Consider the following 15,576-nt stretch of genomic DNA (forward strand, 5'->3'; position numbering starts at 1 on the left):
TTGAGTTTATGATAATGGAAATAGAAACACTGAAACTGGCCAAGGCTTTGATTGCACAGCCCTCTGTTACACCAGATGATCATGGTTGCCAGCCGCTGCTGATGAACCGGCTAACAGCACTGGGTTTTCGCATTGAGACCCTGCGGTTTGGGGAGACTGATAATTTTTATGCGGTTTATGGCGAACAGGGGACACTGGTGTGCTTTGCTGGTCATACTGATGTGGTGCCGGCCGGAGATGAAAACTGCTGGACTTCGCCACCATTCACGCCTACCGAGCGTGATGGCCGGCTGTATGGTCGGGGTGCTGCTGATATGAAAAGCAGTGTTGCTGCTTTTGTCACTGCCTGTGAGCGCTTGCTAGCGCAACAGCCGGATTTGCCACTGCGTCTGGCCTTGCTAATTACTTCTGATGAAGAGGGCGACGGACATAATGGCACTAAACGCGTGGTCGAAATTCTGCAACAGCGTGGTGAGCATATTGATTACTGTATTGTAGGTGAGCCTACTGCTGTTGATACGCTGGGGGATATGATAAAGAATGGCCGGCGTGGTTCGTTATCCGGCACGTTACGGGTACATGGCCGTCAGGGACATGTGGCTTATCCGCATCTGGCAGCTAATCCTATTCATCTGGCCACAGCGGCACTGGCTGAGTTAACAGCCACACACTGGGATGATGGTAATGCCTATTTTCCGCCTACTGGATTTCAGATTTCCAATATTCATGCTGGTACTGGTGCTACCAATGTGATTCCGGCTGAATTAACGGTGCAGTTTAATTTCCGTTTTTCGACTGAATCCAGTGCCGAAAGTTTGCGCCAGCGTGTGCATGCCATTTTGGATAAGCATGGTTTACACTATGATTTGGACTGGGCATTGTCGGGACAACCATTTCTGACCGCAGCCGGGCGTTTAACCACCGTGGCACAGACAGCCATTGACCGTGTATGTGGAGTAACTGCACAGTTATCTACTACCGGTGGTACTTCTGATGGCCGCTTTATTAAAGCCATTGCCAGTGAACTGATTGAATTGGGGCCGGTGAATGCAACCATTCATCAGGTAGATGAGTGTGTGGATATTGCTGCCATAGCACAGTTATCGGCGATTTATGAAGATATACTGCAACAGCTTGCCCAGCCTGATTCCTGCCAATCTGCATAAGGAGAAAATAATGAGTCTTGTAAGCCAGAAACATTTTTTAAAGCTGCTGGACTATACACCAACAGAAATCCAGACGTTGCTGGATTTAGCCGCCAGACTGAAAACCGAGAAGAAAACCGGTGCAGAGCAGCCACGTCTGACGGGTAAAAATATTGCTCTTATTTTTGAAAAAACTTCTACTCGTACCCGTTGTGCCTTTGAAGTGGCCGCACATGATCAGGGTGCGCATGTAACTTATCTGGATAGCAGTGGCAGCCAGATAGGCCATAAGGAAAGTATTCGCGATACCGCAAGGGTTCTCGGACGCATGTATGACGCCATTGAGTATCGTGGTTTTGGTCAGGAGATTGTTGAGCAACTGGCCGAATATGCGGGAGTTCCGGTAATTAATGGGTTAACCAATGAATACCATCCTACGCAAATGCTGGCTGATTTGCTTACTATGAAGGAAAACAGCAGGAAACCTTTAAACCGGATTACCTATGCTTATGTAGGCGATGCCCGCTACAACATGGGTAATTCTTTGCTGGTGGCCGGTGCTCAAATGGGTATGGATGTACGTATTAGTGCCCCACGCGCTTTTTGGCCGGATGATAATCTGGTGGCACAGTGTCGCGAGATTGCGGCGCAGACAGGTGCGCGGATTACCTTAACAGAAGATGCAGCCGCCGCAGTTAATGAAGCTGATTTTATCCATACCGATGTCTGGGTATCGATGGGAGAGGCGAAAGAAATCTGGAAAGAACGTATTGAGCAGCTCACACCGTATCGGGTCGATGCCCGGCTGCTTGCAGCCAGCCACAATCCTGAGGTGAAATTCATGCACTGCCTGCCAGCGATTCATAATCGTGATACTCAGCTAGGGCAATGGCTGTTCGATGAATTTGCTCTGGATGGTGCGGAAGTGAGTGATGATGTATTTGAAAGTACCGCTTCTATAGTATTTGAGCAGGCGGAAAACCGGATGCATACGATTAAAGCCGTACTGGTGGCGTTACTAAACACCTGAACGGATTTAGCCTGTTGTTAATGGAGAAAATGGTTATGCAAGCTTCCCCCAATCAGTTACTGATTAATCCGCACTATCTGGCATTGCTGCTGGCGGTGATGGTGGCCATTATGCCATTTTCCACGGATATCTATCTGTCTTCTGTGCCAGAAATGGCTACTTCCTTACATGCACCGATTTATCAGGTTGAACGCAGTTTATCCAGTTTTATGTTTGGAGTAGCGCTTGGACAATTGCTTGGGGGAGCACTATCGGATATAAAAGGGCGCAAAGTTATTGCCATGATTGGCCTGAGTATTTATCTGCTTTCAGCCATTGCCATTGTCTTCATTGATTCAGCCGGCGAACTGCTGTTCTGGCGCTGGATTCAGGCTCTGGGTGGTGGCATGGCAACTGTCACTGTAGGCGCTACGGTACGTGATTTTTTTCAGGGCAATGAAGCGGCCAGAATGTTCGCTACCATAGGCATTATCACTCTGGCGGCACCGCTGGCTGCTCCGATGCTGGGTACAGCACTGGCCGCGCTGGGTGGCTGGCGTATTATCTTTATTTTTCTGCTCGTATATGCTCTGATCGTGCTGATGTGTGTGTGGCGGTTTATGCCACAGGTTAAAATGGACTTTCAGCCATTAGACAGTCAAATTTTTCATAAAATAAAACAGAATTTTTCTGTGGTTTTTCATGAGCGCGAAGCGCTTGGCTTCATGTTTTTACAGACTGCTGCTTTTGCGGCCATGTTTGTCTTTTTGACTGAATCTTCATTTATTTACATGAATATCTATGGCCTGAGTGCACATCAGTATTCTTGGGCTTTTGCCGCCAATATAATTACCATGATGCTGTTTAACCGGGTCACTGCCTATCGTTTGCGTACCACGCCGGCGCGAAATATTTTACTTAGTGGTGTGCTCCTGCAACTGGGCTGTAATTTATTATTAACCATGGTGGTGTGGAGTATGGATCGGCCACCGTTTTTCCTGCTACTGGCGCTAATCATGTTTTCCATTGGTTCGCAGGGGCTGATTGGTTCCAATACGCAGGCGTGTTTCATGAGCTATTTTCGTAAAATAGGCGGCAGTGCCAACGCCGTGCTGGGTACCATGCAGTTTCTGATTGCCGCTATAGTGGGCTGGCTGACTACATTGCTGCATAATGGTTCGACACATGTGATGCCGACGATGATGCTGATTTCCACCAGTTGTGGTGCCATTTTGCTATGTGTTTTGTCACGTAGTGCATGGCAGAAAAAACATAAATAATTCTGGGCAGCCGTAGCAGGCTGCCTTTTTCATGTCTTTCTTGAACAAACTATTAATAACACTACTAATTATGTCTGATAATGATAAACTCAAACCACATCGCGATGCCATAGACCAGATTGACAGCGAAATTTTGCGGTTATTAAACCAGCGTGCCGGCCATGCTCAGGCTATTGGTACGTTAAAAGGAGAAGGTATAGTATACCGCCCTGAGCGTGAAGCAGCGGTTTTACGCCGAGTACAGGAGCAGAATCCGGGACCATTATCCGGTCAGGCGGTTGCCCGTTTACAGCGGGCAATTATGAGCGAATGTCTGGCATTGGAACGGCCGTTAACTGTGGCTTATCTTGGCCCGCAGGGCACGTTTACCGAACAGGCTGCCATCAAACATTTTGGTCAGGCAGCACAGACACATCCGTGTGCTTCTATAGATGAAGGCTTTCGTCTGGTAGAAGCGCAGCAGGCTGATTACGTGGTAGCACCCATCGAAAACTCTACTGAAGGTTCAGTGGGGCGTACGCTTGATTTGCTGGTAACCACACCATTAAAAGCCTGTGGTGAAGTCAATTTGCGCATTCATCATCAATTGCTGCGTGCTGTTGCTTCTGAAAAGGGCATCAATAAAGTTTACGCGCATGCTCAGGCATTGGCACAGTGTCGTAACTGGCTGGATAAGAACTTGTCTGAGCAAGTGGTACGGATTGCCGTGGCCAGTAATGCTGAAGCAGCAAGGTTGGCGGCCGCTGACAGTGGTGCCGCAGCCATTGCCTCACTGATGGCTGCGAATCATTACCAGCTCCAGACACTGGCACAGAATATCGAAGATGAACCCAACAATACCACCCGTTTTCTGGTGTTGGGGCGCAATATCACCACTAGCAGCGGGTGTGATAAAACTACGCTGATTGTGGCTGCACCCAATAAGGCTGGTGCTGTACATGATTTACTCCAGCCTTTTGCAGACCATCATGTTTCCATGACCAAGCTCGAAAGTCGCCCTAGTCGTGGTGGTTTATGGGAATATGTATTCTTTATCGATATTGAAGGCCATCAACAGGATACAGCTGTAGCAGCAGCGCTGACTGCCTTGCAGCAGCGTTCGGCATTCTTGAAATTGATTGGTTCTTATCCGCAAGCTGTGATTTAAACGTAAAACAAATATTGGCCTGAAACAGGCGCAAATCACCTCTGGCATGGAGATAACAAGTATGAAAAATATCGTTGTATATTGTGGTTCCAATTTGGGACAGAACAAAGCCTATTTCGATGCTGCACAGCAGCTCGGACAGGAAATGGCACAACAGGGATACCGTCTGGTTTATGGTGGTGGCAATATCGGTCTGATGGGCACAATCGCTTCGGCCGTGCTGCAACATGGTGGTGAAGCCATTGGTGTGATTCCGAGTTTCCTGAAAAATATGGAAGGCGCACATCCGGGGCTGACTGAATTGTATGAAACAGCTAATATGACCGAGCGCAAAAACAAAATGATTGAACTGGCTGATGGTTTTATTGCCATGCCCGGTGGTCTGGGCACTTATGAAGAGTTGTTTGAAGTGTTATCACAGGCACAATTAAAGCTGCATCCTCATCCGGTTGGGATTCTGAATGTAGCCGGCTTTTTTGATCCGTTAATTCAGATGTTGCAAAATACCGTGACAGCCGGCTTCATGCCACCAGAAAACATGGATTTACTCTGCTGTGCCACCATACCGGCAGAACTGCTGGAACAGATGCGCCACTGGCAGCCACGGGATGCGGTGAAATGGGTTACCCCGCAATGGGCGCAGCAAACCAGAGAAACGCTATGTTAACTCTGGCGCTGCTTAATCACCTTATTCAGCAGAATGTAGAGCTCAAAACGCGCTGGCAGCAGCACCAGCAGCGGGTTATTGCATTGGTGTTACCCATGCTCACACTTAAGGGACGGATTGATGCACAGGGTTTCTGGCAGGAGGATTGTGCCGAAGCTGACACCACAATTACGATTGCCTCAAGCGCACTGAGTAAAATGCTCAGTGGCACACAGCCGGGTGTGGGCGATGTGCAGATTAGCGGTGACCGTGCACTGGGTATGGCCATTCTGCCGCTTATACAGGCATTACAGTATGACTGGCGTGATGACCTTGCTCGGCTGCTTGGTGATGCTGTAGGCGGAAAAGTGGCACTGGAACTGGAAAATCTCTATCAGCATGGCCGTGCAATCAGCCACAGTATTGCAGCGCAGGTAGCTGATTATGCGCGGGAAAGCGATGCTGCTGTGGTGGGGCAGATGCAATTGCAGCAGTTTGCTGCTCAGGTGGAGGCATTACGCGATGACAGCGCACGTCTGGCCGCCCGCATTGCTCGCTTGCAGCAGAAGCTTAACTAAACTCCACTATGCCCGAACAGGATATAAGCCGTTACTGTAGCAAAGAAACGGCTCTGGTATAATTTCGAGAATTTTTACTGGATTTCAACGATACATCAATCATGACACAACAACGCAAAATACTGGTTACCTCTGCCTTGCCCTATGCAAACGGGAACATTCATCTGGGGCATATGGTTGAACATATTCAGACAGATATCTGGGTGCGTTTTCAGAAAGCCCGCGGACATGAGTGCTACTACGTCTGCGCTGATGACACGCATGGTACGCCGGTGATGCTGGCTGCACAAAAACAGGGTGTAACACCAGAAGAAATGATTACCAGAGTACGTCAGGATCATCTGGCAGATTTTACTGGTTTTGGTATCGGCTATGATAACTATTACAGTACCCATTCTCCTGAGAATGAAGCCTTATCCCGCAGCATCTATCTGGCTTTGAAAGCCAATGGCAAAATTGAAAGCCGTACCATTGAGCAGTTGTTTGACCCGGAAAAAAACCTATTTCTGCCCGACCGCTTTGTTAAAGGTGAATGCCCGAAATGTCATGCGCAGGATCAGTATGGCGACAATTGTGAAGCATGTGGTACTACCTATAGCCCAACCGAGCTGATTAATCCGTATTCTGCCATTTCTGGTGCTACTCCGGTGCTGAAAGAATCAGAACATTTCTTCTTTAAGCTAGGGGAGTGCGCTGATTATCTGAAGCAATGGACTGCCGGCAACACCCAACTGGCAGATGGCCGCCAGCAGCCACATTTGCAGGCAGAAGCCCTGAATAAAATGAATGAGTGGCTTCAGGATGATAATCTGAGTGACTGGGACATCAGTCGTGATGCGCCTTATTTTGGTTTTGAAATTCCGGATGCGCCCGGTAAATATTTTTATGTCTGGCTGGATGCGCCTATTGGTTACATGGCTTCGTTTAAAAATCTGTGTGAGCGCAGCGGAGTGGATTTTGACCAGTGGTTCCGTGCTGACACCGATACCGAAATGTATCATTTTATTGGTAAGGATATTCTGTATTTTCATGCACTATTCTGGCCGGCAACGCTGCAATATGCAAACCTGCGTGCACCGACAGGCGTATTTGCTCATGGTTTTCTCACCGTAGATGGGCAGAAAATGTCCAAATCGCGCGGGACTTTCATTACAGCACGCTCCTATCTGGAACAGCGTCTGAATCCGGAATGGCTGCGGTATTATTTTGCGGCCAAGCTCAATAGCAAAATTGAAGACCTGGATTTAAATCTGAACGATTTTATTGCCCGTGTTAACAGCGATTTGGTTGGTAAATACGTAAATATTGCTGCCCGTGCTGCTGGGTTTATCAGCAAGCGTTTTCAGGGTAAATTAACCGATGTCAGCACCAGTAAGCTGTTGCCACAGTTACAGGCACAAAGTGAAACCATTGCAGCCTGCTTTGAAGCACGGGAATATGCGCGTGCCTTGCGTGAAATCATGGCACTGGCCGATGTGGTGAATGAATATGTAGATGCCAACAAGCCATGGGAGCTGGCACGGCAGGAAGGTCAGGAAGTGCGTTTGCAGCAGGTATGCAGCGAGCTGATTAATGCTTTTCGTATCCTTACTGTTTATCTGTCGCCAGTATTACCGCAGCTGGCTACTGAAGCGGCAGCTTTTCTGAATGTGGCGCCTCTAAGCTGGATAGACAGCACATCTTTATTGCCAGCAGGTCACAGTATTAATGTCTATCAACACTTGATGCAGCGGGTGGAACAAAAGCAGATTGATGATTTGGTGGCGGCTAATCGCCAGAATATCCAGCCAGCACCAACAGTTGCTACTGCCGCATATGAAGCTGTGGCTGCTACAGCTTCCTTTGATGATTTCATGAAAATCGATATGCGTGTGGCCAAAGTGCTGGCATGTGAAAAAGTTGAAGGTAGCAGCAAACTGCTCAAATTTCAGGTTGATCTTGGCTTTGAACAGCGTACGATATTCTCTGGTATTGCAGCCAGCTATCCTGAGCCCGAAAAACTGGTTGGACGCATGGTAATCGTGGTGGCCAATTTTGCACCGCGTAAAATGGCCAAATTCGGTATGTCTGAGGGCATGATTACTTCGGCTGCCGGTAATGGCAAACTGTTTTTACTGGATGTGGACAGTGGAGCTGAACCGGGTATGAAAGTCGGCTGATTATTCATTCTCAAAAAAACAGACCAGTTGATATTAACTGGTCTGTTTTTTTGTGTCTAAACAGAAGAGCTTATACTTGAATGAAATGATTATTTCAACACTTCATGCAAGCGCTCTGAATCCAGACCTTTTTCCCAGCGTGCAACAACAATAGTGGCACAGGCATTGCCAACCAGATTGGTCAGGGCGCGGCATTCAGACATAAAGCGATCAATACCCAGAATCAGCGCCATTCCTTCTACCGGCACAGACGGTACAACGGATAATGTGGCCGCCAGTGTGATAAAGCCGGCACCGGTTACCCCTGCTGCACCTTTGGAACTAAGCATCGCAACCAGCAGCAACAATATCTGTTGTTCCAGTGTCAGATCAATATTACAAGCCTGCGCGATAAACAACGCGGCCAGAGTCATGTAAATATTCGTACCATCCAGATTGAAAGAATAACCGGTAGGTACCACCAGCCCAACAATCGATTTCTTGCAACCAGCTTTTTCCATTTTTTGCATCAGCGTAGGCAGGGCGGCTTCAGATGAGCTTGTGCCTAGTACTAATAGCAGTTCTTCCTTAATGTATTTCACCAGCTTGATAATAGAAAAGCCGTTATAGCGTGCTACAGTACCTAAAACAATTAGAATAAACAATACTGAAGAAATATAGAAAGTCAGAATCAGATAGAGCAGATTGCCAATGGAATCAATACCGTATTTACCAATGGTAAAGGCCATCGCCCCGAATGCGCCCATAGGTGCCGCACGCATCAGAATGGATACCATTTTGAAAACCGGTGCTGACAAATCGTGGAAAATATTGATCAGCGGGCGGGCTTTTTCACCAATCAATGCCAGAGAAACACCAAACAGAATAGCAATAAACAGGGTTTGCAGGATATTGCCATTGGTAAGCGGACTCATTGCTGTAGTTGGAATGATGTCCATCAGAAAACCAGTCAGACTGGATTCATGCGATTTCTGCACATATTCATGAACCTTGGCACTTTGGAGGGTGCTCGGGTCAATATTCAGACCGTGTCCCGGCTGGGCAATATTGGCCACAAGCAAACCAATAACCAGTGCCAGAGTAGAGAAAGTGAGAAAATAAACCATAGCCTTGCCGGCTACACGTCCCATGGTTTTCATATTGGTCATCTCGGCAATACCGGTTACCACGGTGAGGAAAATAACCGGGGAGATGATCATTTTGACTAATTTGATGAAAGCGTCGCCCAAAGGCTTCATGCTTTCGCCAACACTGGGGAAAAAGTTACCAAGTAAAATACCAATAATAATGGCGATAATTACCTGTACATATAGAATCTGATACCACCGCTGTTTTTTTGGTGGTGGATTCATTTCCTCAATTTCGAGTGGTAACATGTTAATCTCTCAAGGATTAGTGTTTAAAAACTACAGGGTTTTAAAGTTATTGTGAGCAATATTGAGACATAGTTCACTGATTATAAAGCCTACGTAACTTAACGGAAAAGCATTATTAATTACTAAATGATAAACATACAGTCAAGAGAAGCATACTATAAAGGATTTTTTTATAAAAACATTAGTTTGGCAAAGATTTAATTCCGTTTACGATGATTTGTTTTGTTTCTACAAAGTATAAATATTATTCTTTATATTGTAATAATAAAGTCATTTGACATAAATTACCCGGTTGTAAAAAAACCGTCTGCTCATGTTGAACAGACGGCTTTAAATATATGGTCGGAGTGAAAGGATTCGAACCTTCGACCCCCTCGTCCCGAACGAGGTGCGCTACCGGGCTGCGCTACACTCCGAAAGAAGTTGTGCATTATAGGCAGCGCGGTGCACCTTGACAAGAGCAGGGCGCAAATTATTCTCAAAAAATGTCAAGGGGGTATCAGCCAGCATACAGCACAAACAGGCATGGCCTTTTTTTCAGTTGCGGCAATACTTTCATGCTTCTCCATGCTGCAATGCTCTGACTAATAATGGTTTGAGTGGGCATGGTTAAATCAGCCGCAATACACAGGCGGGTTTGCGGATGCAGACTGGCAATCGCATCAGCCAGTAAAGCATCATTCCGATAAGGTGTTTCAATGAAAAGCTGGGTTTCATTTTCCTGTCGCGAACGATTTTCCAGCACACGCAGGCGTTCAATACGTGTGGTTTTCTCCGCAGGCAGGTAGCCTTTAAAGGCAAAACACTGCCCATTGGCACCAGAGGCCATCAGTGCCAGCATGATACTGGAAGGGCCAACCAGCGGCATAACGGTAAAACCCGCCTGATGTGCCAGTGCTACCAGTTGTGCTCCCGGATCAGCTACTGCCGGACAGCCGGCTTCACTAAGTAGACCCATACTGCGGCCAGCCTGTAAAGGTTGCAATAATGCAGCAATATCGCGCTCTGCTGTGTGTTCGTTCAGCGTATGCAGATTCAGTTCACGAATCGGCGTGCGTACGCCAAATGCCTTTAAATGAGCACGTGCCGTTTTTTCGGCTTCAACAACAAAATCGGTCAGATTAACAATGTATTCCCGTTCATATGCAAGCAGACAGGGCGTGTCTGCCGTTCCTAGTGGTGTAGGAATCAGATAGAGTACAGGGCTGCTCATAAAATATTTATTCCTTCAGCCAGTAGAAAGTCCACCAGACGAAAAACCGGCAAACCAATTAGCGCATTTGGGTCTGTGCTTTCAATACGTTTAATCAACAGTGCGCCCAGTCCTTCACTTTTGGCCGCACCGGCACAATGTATTGCATCAGGTTCCAGCGTCAGATAATAATTAATCTGCGCATCTGTTAAAGTACGCATCATAACGCGCGTTTCATCAATATGTTGATGCAGGCGGTTTTCCGCAACATTCAGTACTGTCAGGGCACTGTAAAACACCACCTCCTGACCACTTAAAGAGTGTAACATCTGTTGTGCTTTTGCTACGGTTAGTGGTTTACCCAGTTGCTGTTCGTGACACCATGCTACCTGATCGCAGCCGATAATCAATGCATCCGGATAAAGACTGGCTAGCGAATATGCTTTACCACTGGCCAGACGCAAGGCAGTTTGTGGTGCGGTTTCGTCAGGTAGTGGTGTTTCCACAAAATCAGGGTTGACTGCCTCAAAAGGGATGTGCAATTGCTGAAGTTGCTGCTGGCGAAAACATGAACTGGAAGCCAGAATCAGCTTTTTCTCAATTGGCATAATTGCGAACTCATTGACATTAGAAGACTTAAATTATATCATCCGCCGTTTATGTTAGACCCTATTTTGATTGATACAGCCACGTTCACACGTGAACAGCAGCAACGCGGTGGTCAATTGCAGCTTCAGGCGCTTGACCGGCGGGTTTGGTCACATGAACTTTTGGCGCAACGCGATGGCATCATCCAGTATAAAGTCAGCGGTGGTATTGACCGCTGGCAGCGTCCTTTTATCGATATCAGCATAGAAGGTGAGTTGCAGCTGGTGTGTCAGCGCTGTTTACAGGCAGTTTCCTGGGCGCTGAATGACCAGTCGCATATAGTGCTGTTTGCCAGCGAACAGTTGCTGGACGAGGCCATGGCCGCTGATGAATCACTTGAAGGCGCAGTATGGAGTGCAGAATATAATCTTACTGCACTGCTGGAAGACCAAATTTTAATGGCGATTCCGGTTGCGCCGCGACATGAAGATTGCGATCACACTCTGGCAACCCAAACCAATCAAGACTCTGGCAATCCTTTTGCCAGACTGGCAGGACTGAAAAGCGGCCACTAACGAATTAACTTAAATTATCCAGGAGCTTTAACATGGCAGTACAACAAAACAAAAAATCACCTTCAAAACGTGGTATGCACCGTTCACACGATGGTCTGACCGCTGTACAGGTTTCTACTGACACCACTACTGGCGAAGTACATCTGCGTCACCACATTTCTCCAAACGGTATGTACCGCGGACGCAAGGTAATCAAAGCCAAAGGTGAATAATTCACACCTGTGATTATTAAATGCGTATGAAAGCCAGACATTGCATTAGCAATCACTGGCTTTTTTGTATCCATTGTTAGCAGGATAATTTATCCTGTTAAAATAAAATACTTCCACTTTTCCAGCAGCCATCAGTGGCCTGCTCTTTATATTGACCCGGGTTTCCCATGAAAAAAATCTGGTATAACTACGAAGACATACATCGTGCCATCAAACAGTTGGCAGAAAAAATCCAGAAATCAGAACATTCATTTGATGCAATGATTGCTATCGGTGGTGGTGGATTTATTCCGGCTCGTATATTGCGTAGTTTTCTGAATATTCCTGTATATACTGTTACTTTGTCTTATTATGACATCAACGACTGTCCGACCGACTGTCCACAGAAAATCCAGTGGACTAATGGTTTTGATGAAAAAATGAAAGACAAAAAACTGCTGATTGTTGACGAAGTGGATGACAGTCGAGCCACACTCGAATACTGTATTCGTGAATTACAGCATGAAGGTTTCCAGCAGCTAGGAGTTGCCGTATTGCACGAAAAACGCAAACCCAAAAAAGGGGTATTGCCAGCTGATTTACCTTTCTATAGCGCAATACAGGTTGATGACTGGTGGATTAATTATCCTTGGGATGCACTTGATATTGATGAGCACTATGAAAATGTTGCAGCCCAAACGACACCTGAGGCATAACATATGACCTTGAAAACCATCGCAGTTGATGCAATGGGCGGTGACTTTGGACTGGAGGTAACCATTCCGGGGGCGCTGACATTTTTACAGCAGCAAGCAGATGCGGCACTGATTCTCGTTGGTGATGAGACTAAAATCAGAAATGCATTAACTGAAGCTGGCGCCTCCATGGAGCGGATTACTATCTGTTCTGCCAGTGAAGTGGTAGGGATGGATGAAGAACCAACGTCAGCGCTGAAGAATAAAAAAGATTCTTCCATGCGTGTAGCCATCAATCAGATTAAGGAAGGTCAGGCGCAGGCTGCCGTATCGGCTGGTAATACCGGTGCCCTGATGGCCACCGCACGTTTTGTATTAAAAACTATTGCTGGTATTGATCGTCCGGCTATTGCCAAATTTTTACCCGGTCGCAATAATCATGTCACACTGGTACTTGATCTTGGTGCTAATGTTGATTGCAGTAGTGCTCAGCTTTTGCAGTTTGCCATTGTTGGCAGCCAGCAGGTAGCGGCGCTGTCGCCTGAAAATACCCGTCCGCGGGTGGGTTTGCTCAATGTTGGTACCGAAGATATCAAAGGTAATGCCGCCGTCAAGGAAACCCATCAGCTTTTACGGCGCAGCAATCTGAATTTTGTCGGCAATGTTGAAGGTAATGCCATTTTTACGGCTGAAGTCGATGTACTCGTAGTCGACGGTTTTACCGGCAATGCCATGCTGAAAAGTATTGAAGGTGCTGTTAAATTCATTGGTACAGTTGTTAAAGAGGAATTTACCCGCAGTTGGTTTAATAAACTGGCCGCTTTAATCGCGTTACCAGCATTAAAAGGCTTTAAACAACGGCTGGACCCACGACGCTTTAATGGTGCTATTTTTCTTGGTTTGCGTGGTGTGGTAGTCAAAAGCCATGGTGGCACCGATGCTACCGGTTTCTGTTTTGCACTGCAGGAGGCTTACAAGGCTATCAAGGCAGATTCAATCACGAAAATTCAGACCGGCGTAGCCCAGCAACTGGCTGCACTGGAAGAATAAATCATCCTGTTACAAAGGCAGACAAGTTAAATAACTTTGTTTAAAATGTGGCCTTTGTCGTAAATAAAGACTATGCCATGCTAAATGCTCATATTCTAGGTACAGGCAGTTATCTGCCTGCACGCCGTCTATCCAATGATGACCTGAGCAAAATTGTTGATACTTCTGATGAGTGGATTGCCACACGCACTGGTATCAAAGCGCGCCATATTGCTGCTCAAAATGAACAGACCAGTGATCTAGCTGTTGCTGCAGCAAAGGCCGCACTCGCCGATGCTGCTATAGCCGCAGATGACATCGATCTGATTATTGTCGCTACATCAACACCAGACATGACGTTTCCGGCTACTGCCTGTATCGTACAGAACAAACTTGGCATTTCTGGTTGCCCGGCATTTGATGTTCAGGCAGTCTGCGCCGGATTTATGTATGCAATGGCTACGGCCAACGCCTATATCAAAAGTGGTATGGCGAGCAAAGCACTAGTTATTGGTGCTGAAACTTTCAGCCGCCTGCTAGACTGGCATGACCGGCGTACCTGCGTACTGTTCGGTGATGGCGCCGGAGCCGTGATTCTGGGTGCCTCCGAACAGGAAGGTGGTATCATCAAGACCAGATTACAGGCAGATGGCGGCTATAGCCATATCTTGCAAACGCCGGGAAAAATTGCAGCCGGTGCCATTGAAGGGTCACCCTATCTTTATATGGATGGTCAGGCAGTATATAAATTTGCTGTCAAGGCGCTGGCCAATATTGCCAAAGAAGTTATTGAAGAGTCTGATTTACAGCCAGCTGATATAGACTGGATTATTCCCCATCAGGCCAATCTGCGTATTATCGAATCCACTGCCCGTCATCTGGGTGTACCGATGGACAAAGTCATTGTTACGCTGGCAGAGCAGGGTAATACCTCTGCTGCCTCTATTCCGCTGGCTCTGGATGAGGGGATTAAAAGCGGTCGCATCCAGCATGGCCAGACTTTATTACTCGAAGGTATTGGTGGTGGCTTTGCTTGGGGTGCGATTACCCTGAAATACTAATATCGTTCTTATCAGAGTTAGATTATGCTACCTCAATCTGCGTTAGCTAGTATGTATCCGGTTATCATGTCACCTAGTCATGATGGCCGTTACTTTGGTAATTATGTGCAGTCGTTGCTGGCTTTGGTGGCGGCGCATACCAGTGCTGGTTTTCCGATACAGGTATTTATGCATCAGGGTGAAAGTCTGATTACTCGGGCGCGCAATAATTGCGTAGCCGAGTTTCTGGCGCATCCTGAATGGACACACTTGTGCTGGATTGATACCGATATCGGCTTTTCACCGGAAGCATTTCAGCGCCAGCTGCTGGCAGATCGCGATATTGTTGCCGGCGTGTATCCGCTCAAATGTGAATCATGGCCAGCAGAAGGTATTGATGCGCATATGACTCAGCAGCAGTTCAATGCCACCTATACCCGCTATACCATCAATATCAGTCAGGCTGATACCAATAATGAAGTGCATGTACAGGTTGATGACGAAGGCTTTATCGAGCTTCCGGAGGCACCAACTGGATTCATGGTTATTAAGCGTCAGGTTTTTACCCGTCTGATTGAAGCTTATCCTGAACTGCAATATCAGCCTGATTCTCTTGGTGTTGCCGATCAAGGCTATCATTACCGTTTTTATGACTGTATGATTGATCCGGTAACCAAACGCTATTTGTCTGAAGATTTCAGTTTTTGTCGTTTGTGGAATTGGCTGGGCGGTAAAATTTATATTGATGCGCGTTCTAATCTGACCCATATGGGCAATAAAATCTATCAGGGGCCGTTTGCCCAGTCATTGGAAGCCAATCTGGCCTATGCAATAGGGGCTCCAGTCGGTGCCAGAATGTTTCTGCATCATAACCAGCTTTCACCGGCCAAGCAGCCCCCATCGAAATAATTATCTGGACATTAGCT

General features: G+C 46.9%; 16 protein-coding genes and 1 tRNA gene. 13 read left to right on the top strand and 4 right to left on the bottom strand.

Translation table 11 applies throughout. The features are described 5' to 3' along the window. Positions 1 to 8: 8 nt before the first annotated feature. The 7 genes from dapE to metG all read left to right on the top strand — a co-directional run bounded on the left by dapE (position 9) and on the right by metG (position 7,964). Positions 9 to 1,166, top strand: a complete 1,158-nt coding sequence (gene dapE / locus MJ764_RS04750; RefSeq protein WP_239325095.1) for a succinyl-diaminopimelate desuccinylase — start codon at positions 9 to 11, stop codon at positions 1,164 to 1,166. A gap of 10 nt (positions 1,167 to 1,176) precedes the next feature. After that, positions 1,177 to 2,175, top strand: a complete 999-nt coding sequence (gene argF / locus MJ764_RS04755) for an ornithine carbamoyltransferase (protein WP_239325097.1) — start codon at positions 1,177 to 1,179, stop codon at positions 2,173 to 2,175. Positions 2,176 to 2,210: 35 nt separating this feature from the next. Continuing rightward, positions 2,211 to 3,434: a multidrug effflux MFS transporter gene (locus MJ764_RS04760; RefSeq protein ID WP_239325099.1), complete on the top strand. Its 1,224-nt coding sequence runs from the start codon at positions 2,211 to 2,213 to the stop codon at positions 3,432 to 3,434. Between the two features lie 70 nt (positions 3,435 to 3,504). Further along, positions 3,505 to 4,581: a prephenate dehydratase gene (gene pheA / locus MJ764_RS04765; RefSeq protein ID WP_239325101.1), complete on the top strand. Its 1,077-nt coding sequence runs from the start codon at positions 3,505 to 3,507 to the stop codon at positions 4,579 to 4,581. A gap of 61 nt (positions 4,582 to 4,642) precedes the next feature. Then, entirely contained in the window at positions 4,643 to 5,248 is a 606-nt protein-coding gene (locus MJ764_RS04770) for an LOG family protein (RefSeq protein ID WP_239325103.1), read from the top strand. Further along, on the top strand, positions 5,242 to 5,805 hold the full coding sequence (locus MJ764_RS04775) for a ubiquinone biosynthesis accessory factor UbiJ (protein ID WP_239325105.1): 564 nt from the start codon (positions 5,242 to 5,244) through the stop codon (positions 5,803 to 5,805). Before MJ764_RS04770 ends, MJ764_RS04775 begins: the two co-directional genes overlap by 7 nt. 101 nt (positions 5,806 to 5,906) lie before the next feature. Continuing rightward, positions 5,907 to 7,964, top strand: a complete 2,058-nt coding sequence (gene metG / locus MJ764_RS04780; protein ID WP_239325107.1) for a methionine--tRNA ligase — start codon at positions 5,907 to 5,909, stop codon at positions 7,962 to 7,964. Between the two features lie 89 nt (positions 7,965 to 8,053). Here the strand turns inward: metG and MJ764_RS04785 are convergent, their stop codons facing one another. The 4 genes from MJ764_RS04785 to MJ764_RS04800 form a co-directional block, all read right to left on the bottom strand. Next, entirely contained in the window at positions 8,054 to 9,340 is a 1,287-nt protein-coding gene (locus MJ764_RS04785; protein ID WP_239325109.1) for a dicarboxylate/amino acid:cation symporter, read from the bottom strand. Between the two features lie 339 nt (positions 9,341 to 9,679). Beyond that, positions 9,680 to 9,756: transfer RNA gene (locus tag MJ764_RS04790), tRNA-Pro, on the bottom strand. Positions 9,757 to 9,839: 83 nt separating this feature from the next. Next, the gene (locus MJ764_RS04795) at positions 9,840 to 10,553 is read right to left on the bottom strand and encodes an SAM-dependent methyltransferase (protein ID WP_239325111.1); all 714 of its coding nucleotides are present in this window, start codon (positions 10,551 to 10,553) and stop codon (positions 9,840 to 9,842) included. Next, complete coding sequence (locus MJ764_RS04800; protein WP_239325113.1) at positions 10,550 to 11,140, bottom strand: Maf family protein; 591 nt, start codon at positions 11,138 to 11,140, stop codon at positions 10,550 to 10,552. The genes MJ764_RS04795 and MJ764_RS04800 overlap by 4 nt, the downstream gene beginning before the upstream one ends. Before the next feature lie 51 nt (positions 11,141 to 11,191). Between MJ764_RS04800 and MJ764_RS04805 the strand changes: the two genes are divergently transcribed. The 6 genes from MJ764_RS04805 (at position 11,192) to MJ764_RS04830 (ending at position 15,559) form a co-directional block, all read left to right on the top strand. Beyond that, a complete protein-coding gene (locus MJ764_RS04805; RefSeq protein ID WP_239325115.1) occupies positions 11,192 to 11,695 on the top strand; it encodes a YceD family protein in 504 nt (167 codons plus the stop codon). A 32-nt stretch (positions 11,696 to 11,727) separates the two neighbouring features. Beyond that, on the top strand, positions 11,728 to 11,907 hold the full coding sequence (gene rpmF / locus MJ764_RS04810; RefSeq protein ID WP_037404788.1) for a 50S ribosomal protein L32: 180 nt from the start codon (positions 11,728 to 11,730) through the stop codon (positions 11,905 to 11,907). 167 nt (positions 11,908 to 12,074) lie between these two features. Beyond that, positions 12,075 to 12,602 (top strand): phosphoribosyltransferase, encoded by a 528-nt coding sequence (locus MJ764_RS04815; protein WP_239325117.1) that lies wholly within the window; start codon positions 12,075 to 12,077, stop codon positions 12,600 to 12,602. Between the two features lie 9 nt (positions 12,603 to 12,611). After that, positions 12,612 to 13,631 (top strand): phosphate acyltransferase PlsX, encoded by a 1,020-nt coding sequence (gene plsX / locus MJ764_RS04820; RefSeq protein WP_239325276.1) that lies wholly within the window; start codon positions 12,612 to 12,614, stop codon positions 13,629 to 13,631. A gap of 77 nt (positions 13,632 to 13,708) precedes the next feature. After that, positions 13,709 to 14,671: a beta-ketoacyl-ACP synthase III gene (locus MJ764_RS04825; RefSeq protein ID WP_239325119.1), complete on the top strand. Its 963-nt coding sequence runs from the start codon at positions 13,709 to 13,711 to the stop codon at positions 14,669 to 14,671. A gap of 24 nt (positions 14,672 to 14,695) precedes the next feature. Next, complete coding sequence (locus MJ764_RS04830; RefSeq protein WP_239325121.1) at positions 14,696 to 15,559, top strand: hypothetical protein; 864 nt, start codon at positions 14,696 to 14,698, stop codon at positions 15,557 to 15,559. The last annotated feature ends 17 nt before the right edge of the window (positions 15,560 to 15,576 follow it).

The organism is Snodgrassella gandavensis, assembly GCF_914768025.1.
Classification (GTDB): Bacteria; Pseudomonadota; Gammaproteobacteria; order Burkholderiales; family Neisseriaceae; genus Snodgrassella; species Snodgrassella gandavensis.

Coding starts and splice junctions, on each gene's coding strand:
- MJ764_RS04785 (WP_239325109.1), bottom strand. CDS start 9,340: ATGTTACCACTCGAAATTGAGGAAATGAATCCACCACCAAAAAAACAG.
- MJ764_RS04830 (WP_239325121.1), top strand. CDS start 14,696: ATGCTACCTCAATCTGCGTTAGCTAGTATGTATCCGGTTATCATGTCA.
- MJ764_RS04770 (WP_239325103.1), top strand. CDS start 4,643: ATGAAAAATATCGTTGTATATTGTGGTTCCAATTTGGGACAGAACAAA.
- metG (WP_239325107.1), top strand. CDS start 5,907: ATGACACAACAACGCAAAATACTGGTTACCTCTGCCTTGCCCTATGCA.
- rpmF (WP_037404788.1), top strand. CDS start 11,728: ATGGCAGTACAACAAAACAAAAAATCACCTTCAAAACGTGGTATGCAC.
- MJ764_RS04800 (WP_239325113.1), bottom strand. CDS start 11,140: ATGCCAATTGAGAAAAAGCTGATTCTGGCTTCCAGTTCATGTTTTCGC.
- MJ764_RS04815 (WP_239325117.1), top strand. CDS start 12,075: ATGAAAAAAATCTGGTATAACTACGAAGACATACATCGTGCCATCAAA.
- MJ764_RS04760 (WP_239325099.1), top strand. CDS start 2,211: ATGCAAGCTTCCCCCAATCAGTTACTGATTAATCCGCACTATCTGGCA.
- MJ764_RS04775 (WP_239325105.1), top strand. CDS start 5,242: ATGTTAACTCTGGCGCTGCTTAATCACCTTATTCAGCAGAATGTAGAG.
- MJ764_RS04805 (WP_239325115.1), top strand. CDS start 11,192: ATGTTAGACCCTATTTTGATTGATACAGCCACGTTCACACGTGAACAG.
- argF (WP_239325097.1), top strand. CDS start 1,177: ATGAGTCTTGTAAGCCAGAAACATTTTTTAAAGCTGCTGGACTATACA.
- MJ764_RS04825 (WP_239325119.1), top strand. CDS start 13,709: ATGCTAAATGCTCATATTCTAGGTACAGGCAGTTATCTGCCTGCACGC.
- dapE (WP_239325095.1), top strand. CDS start 9: ATGATAATGGAAATAGAAACACTGAAACTGGCCAAGGCTTTGATTGCA.
- pheA (WP_239325101.1), top strand. CDS start 3,505: ATGTCTGATAATGATAAACTCAAACCACATCGCGATGCCATAGACCAG.
- MJ764_RS04795 (WP_239325111.1), bottom strand. CDS start 10,553: ATGAGCAGCCCTGTACTCTATCTGATTCCTACACCACTAGGAACGGCA.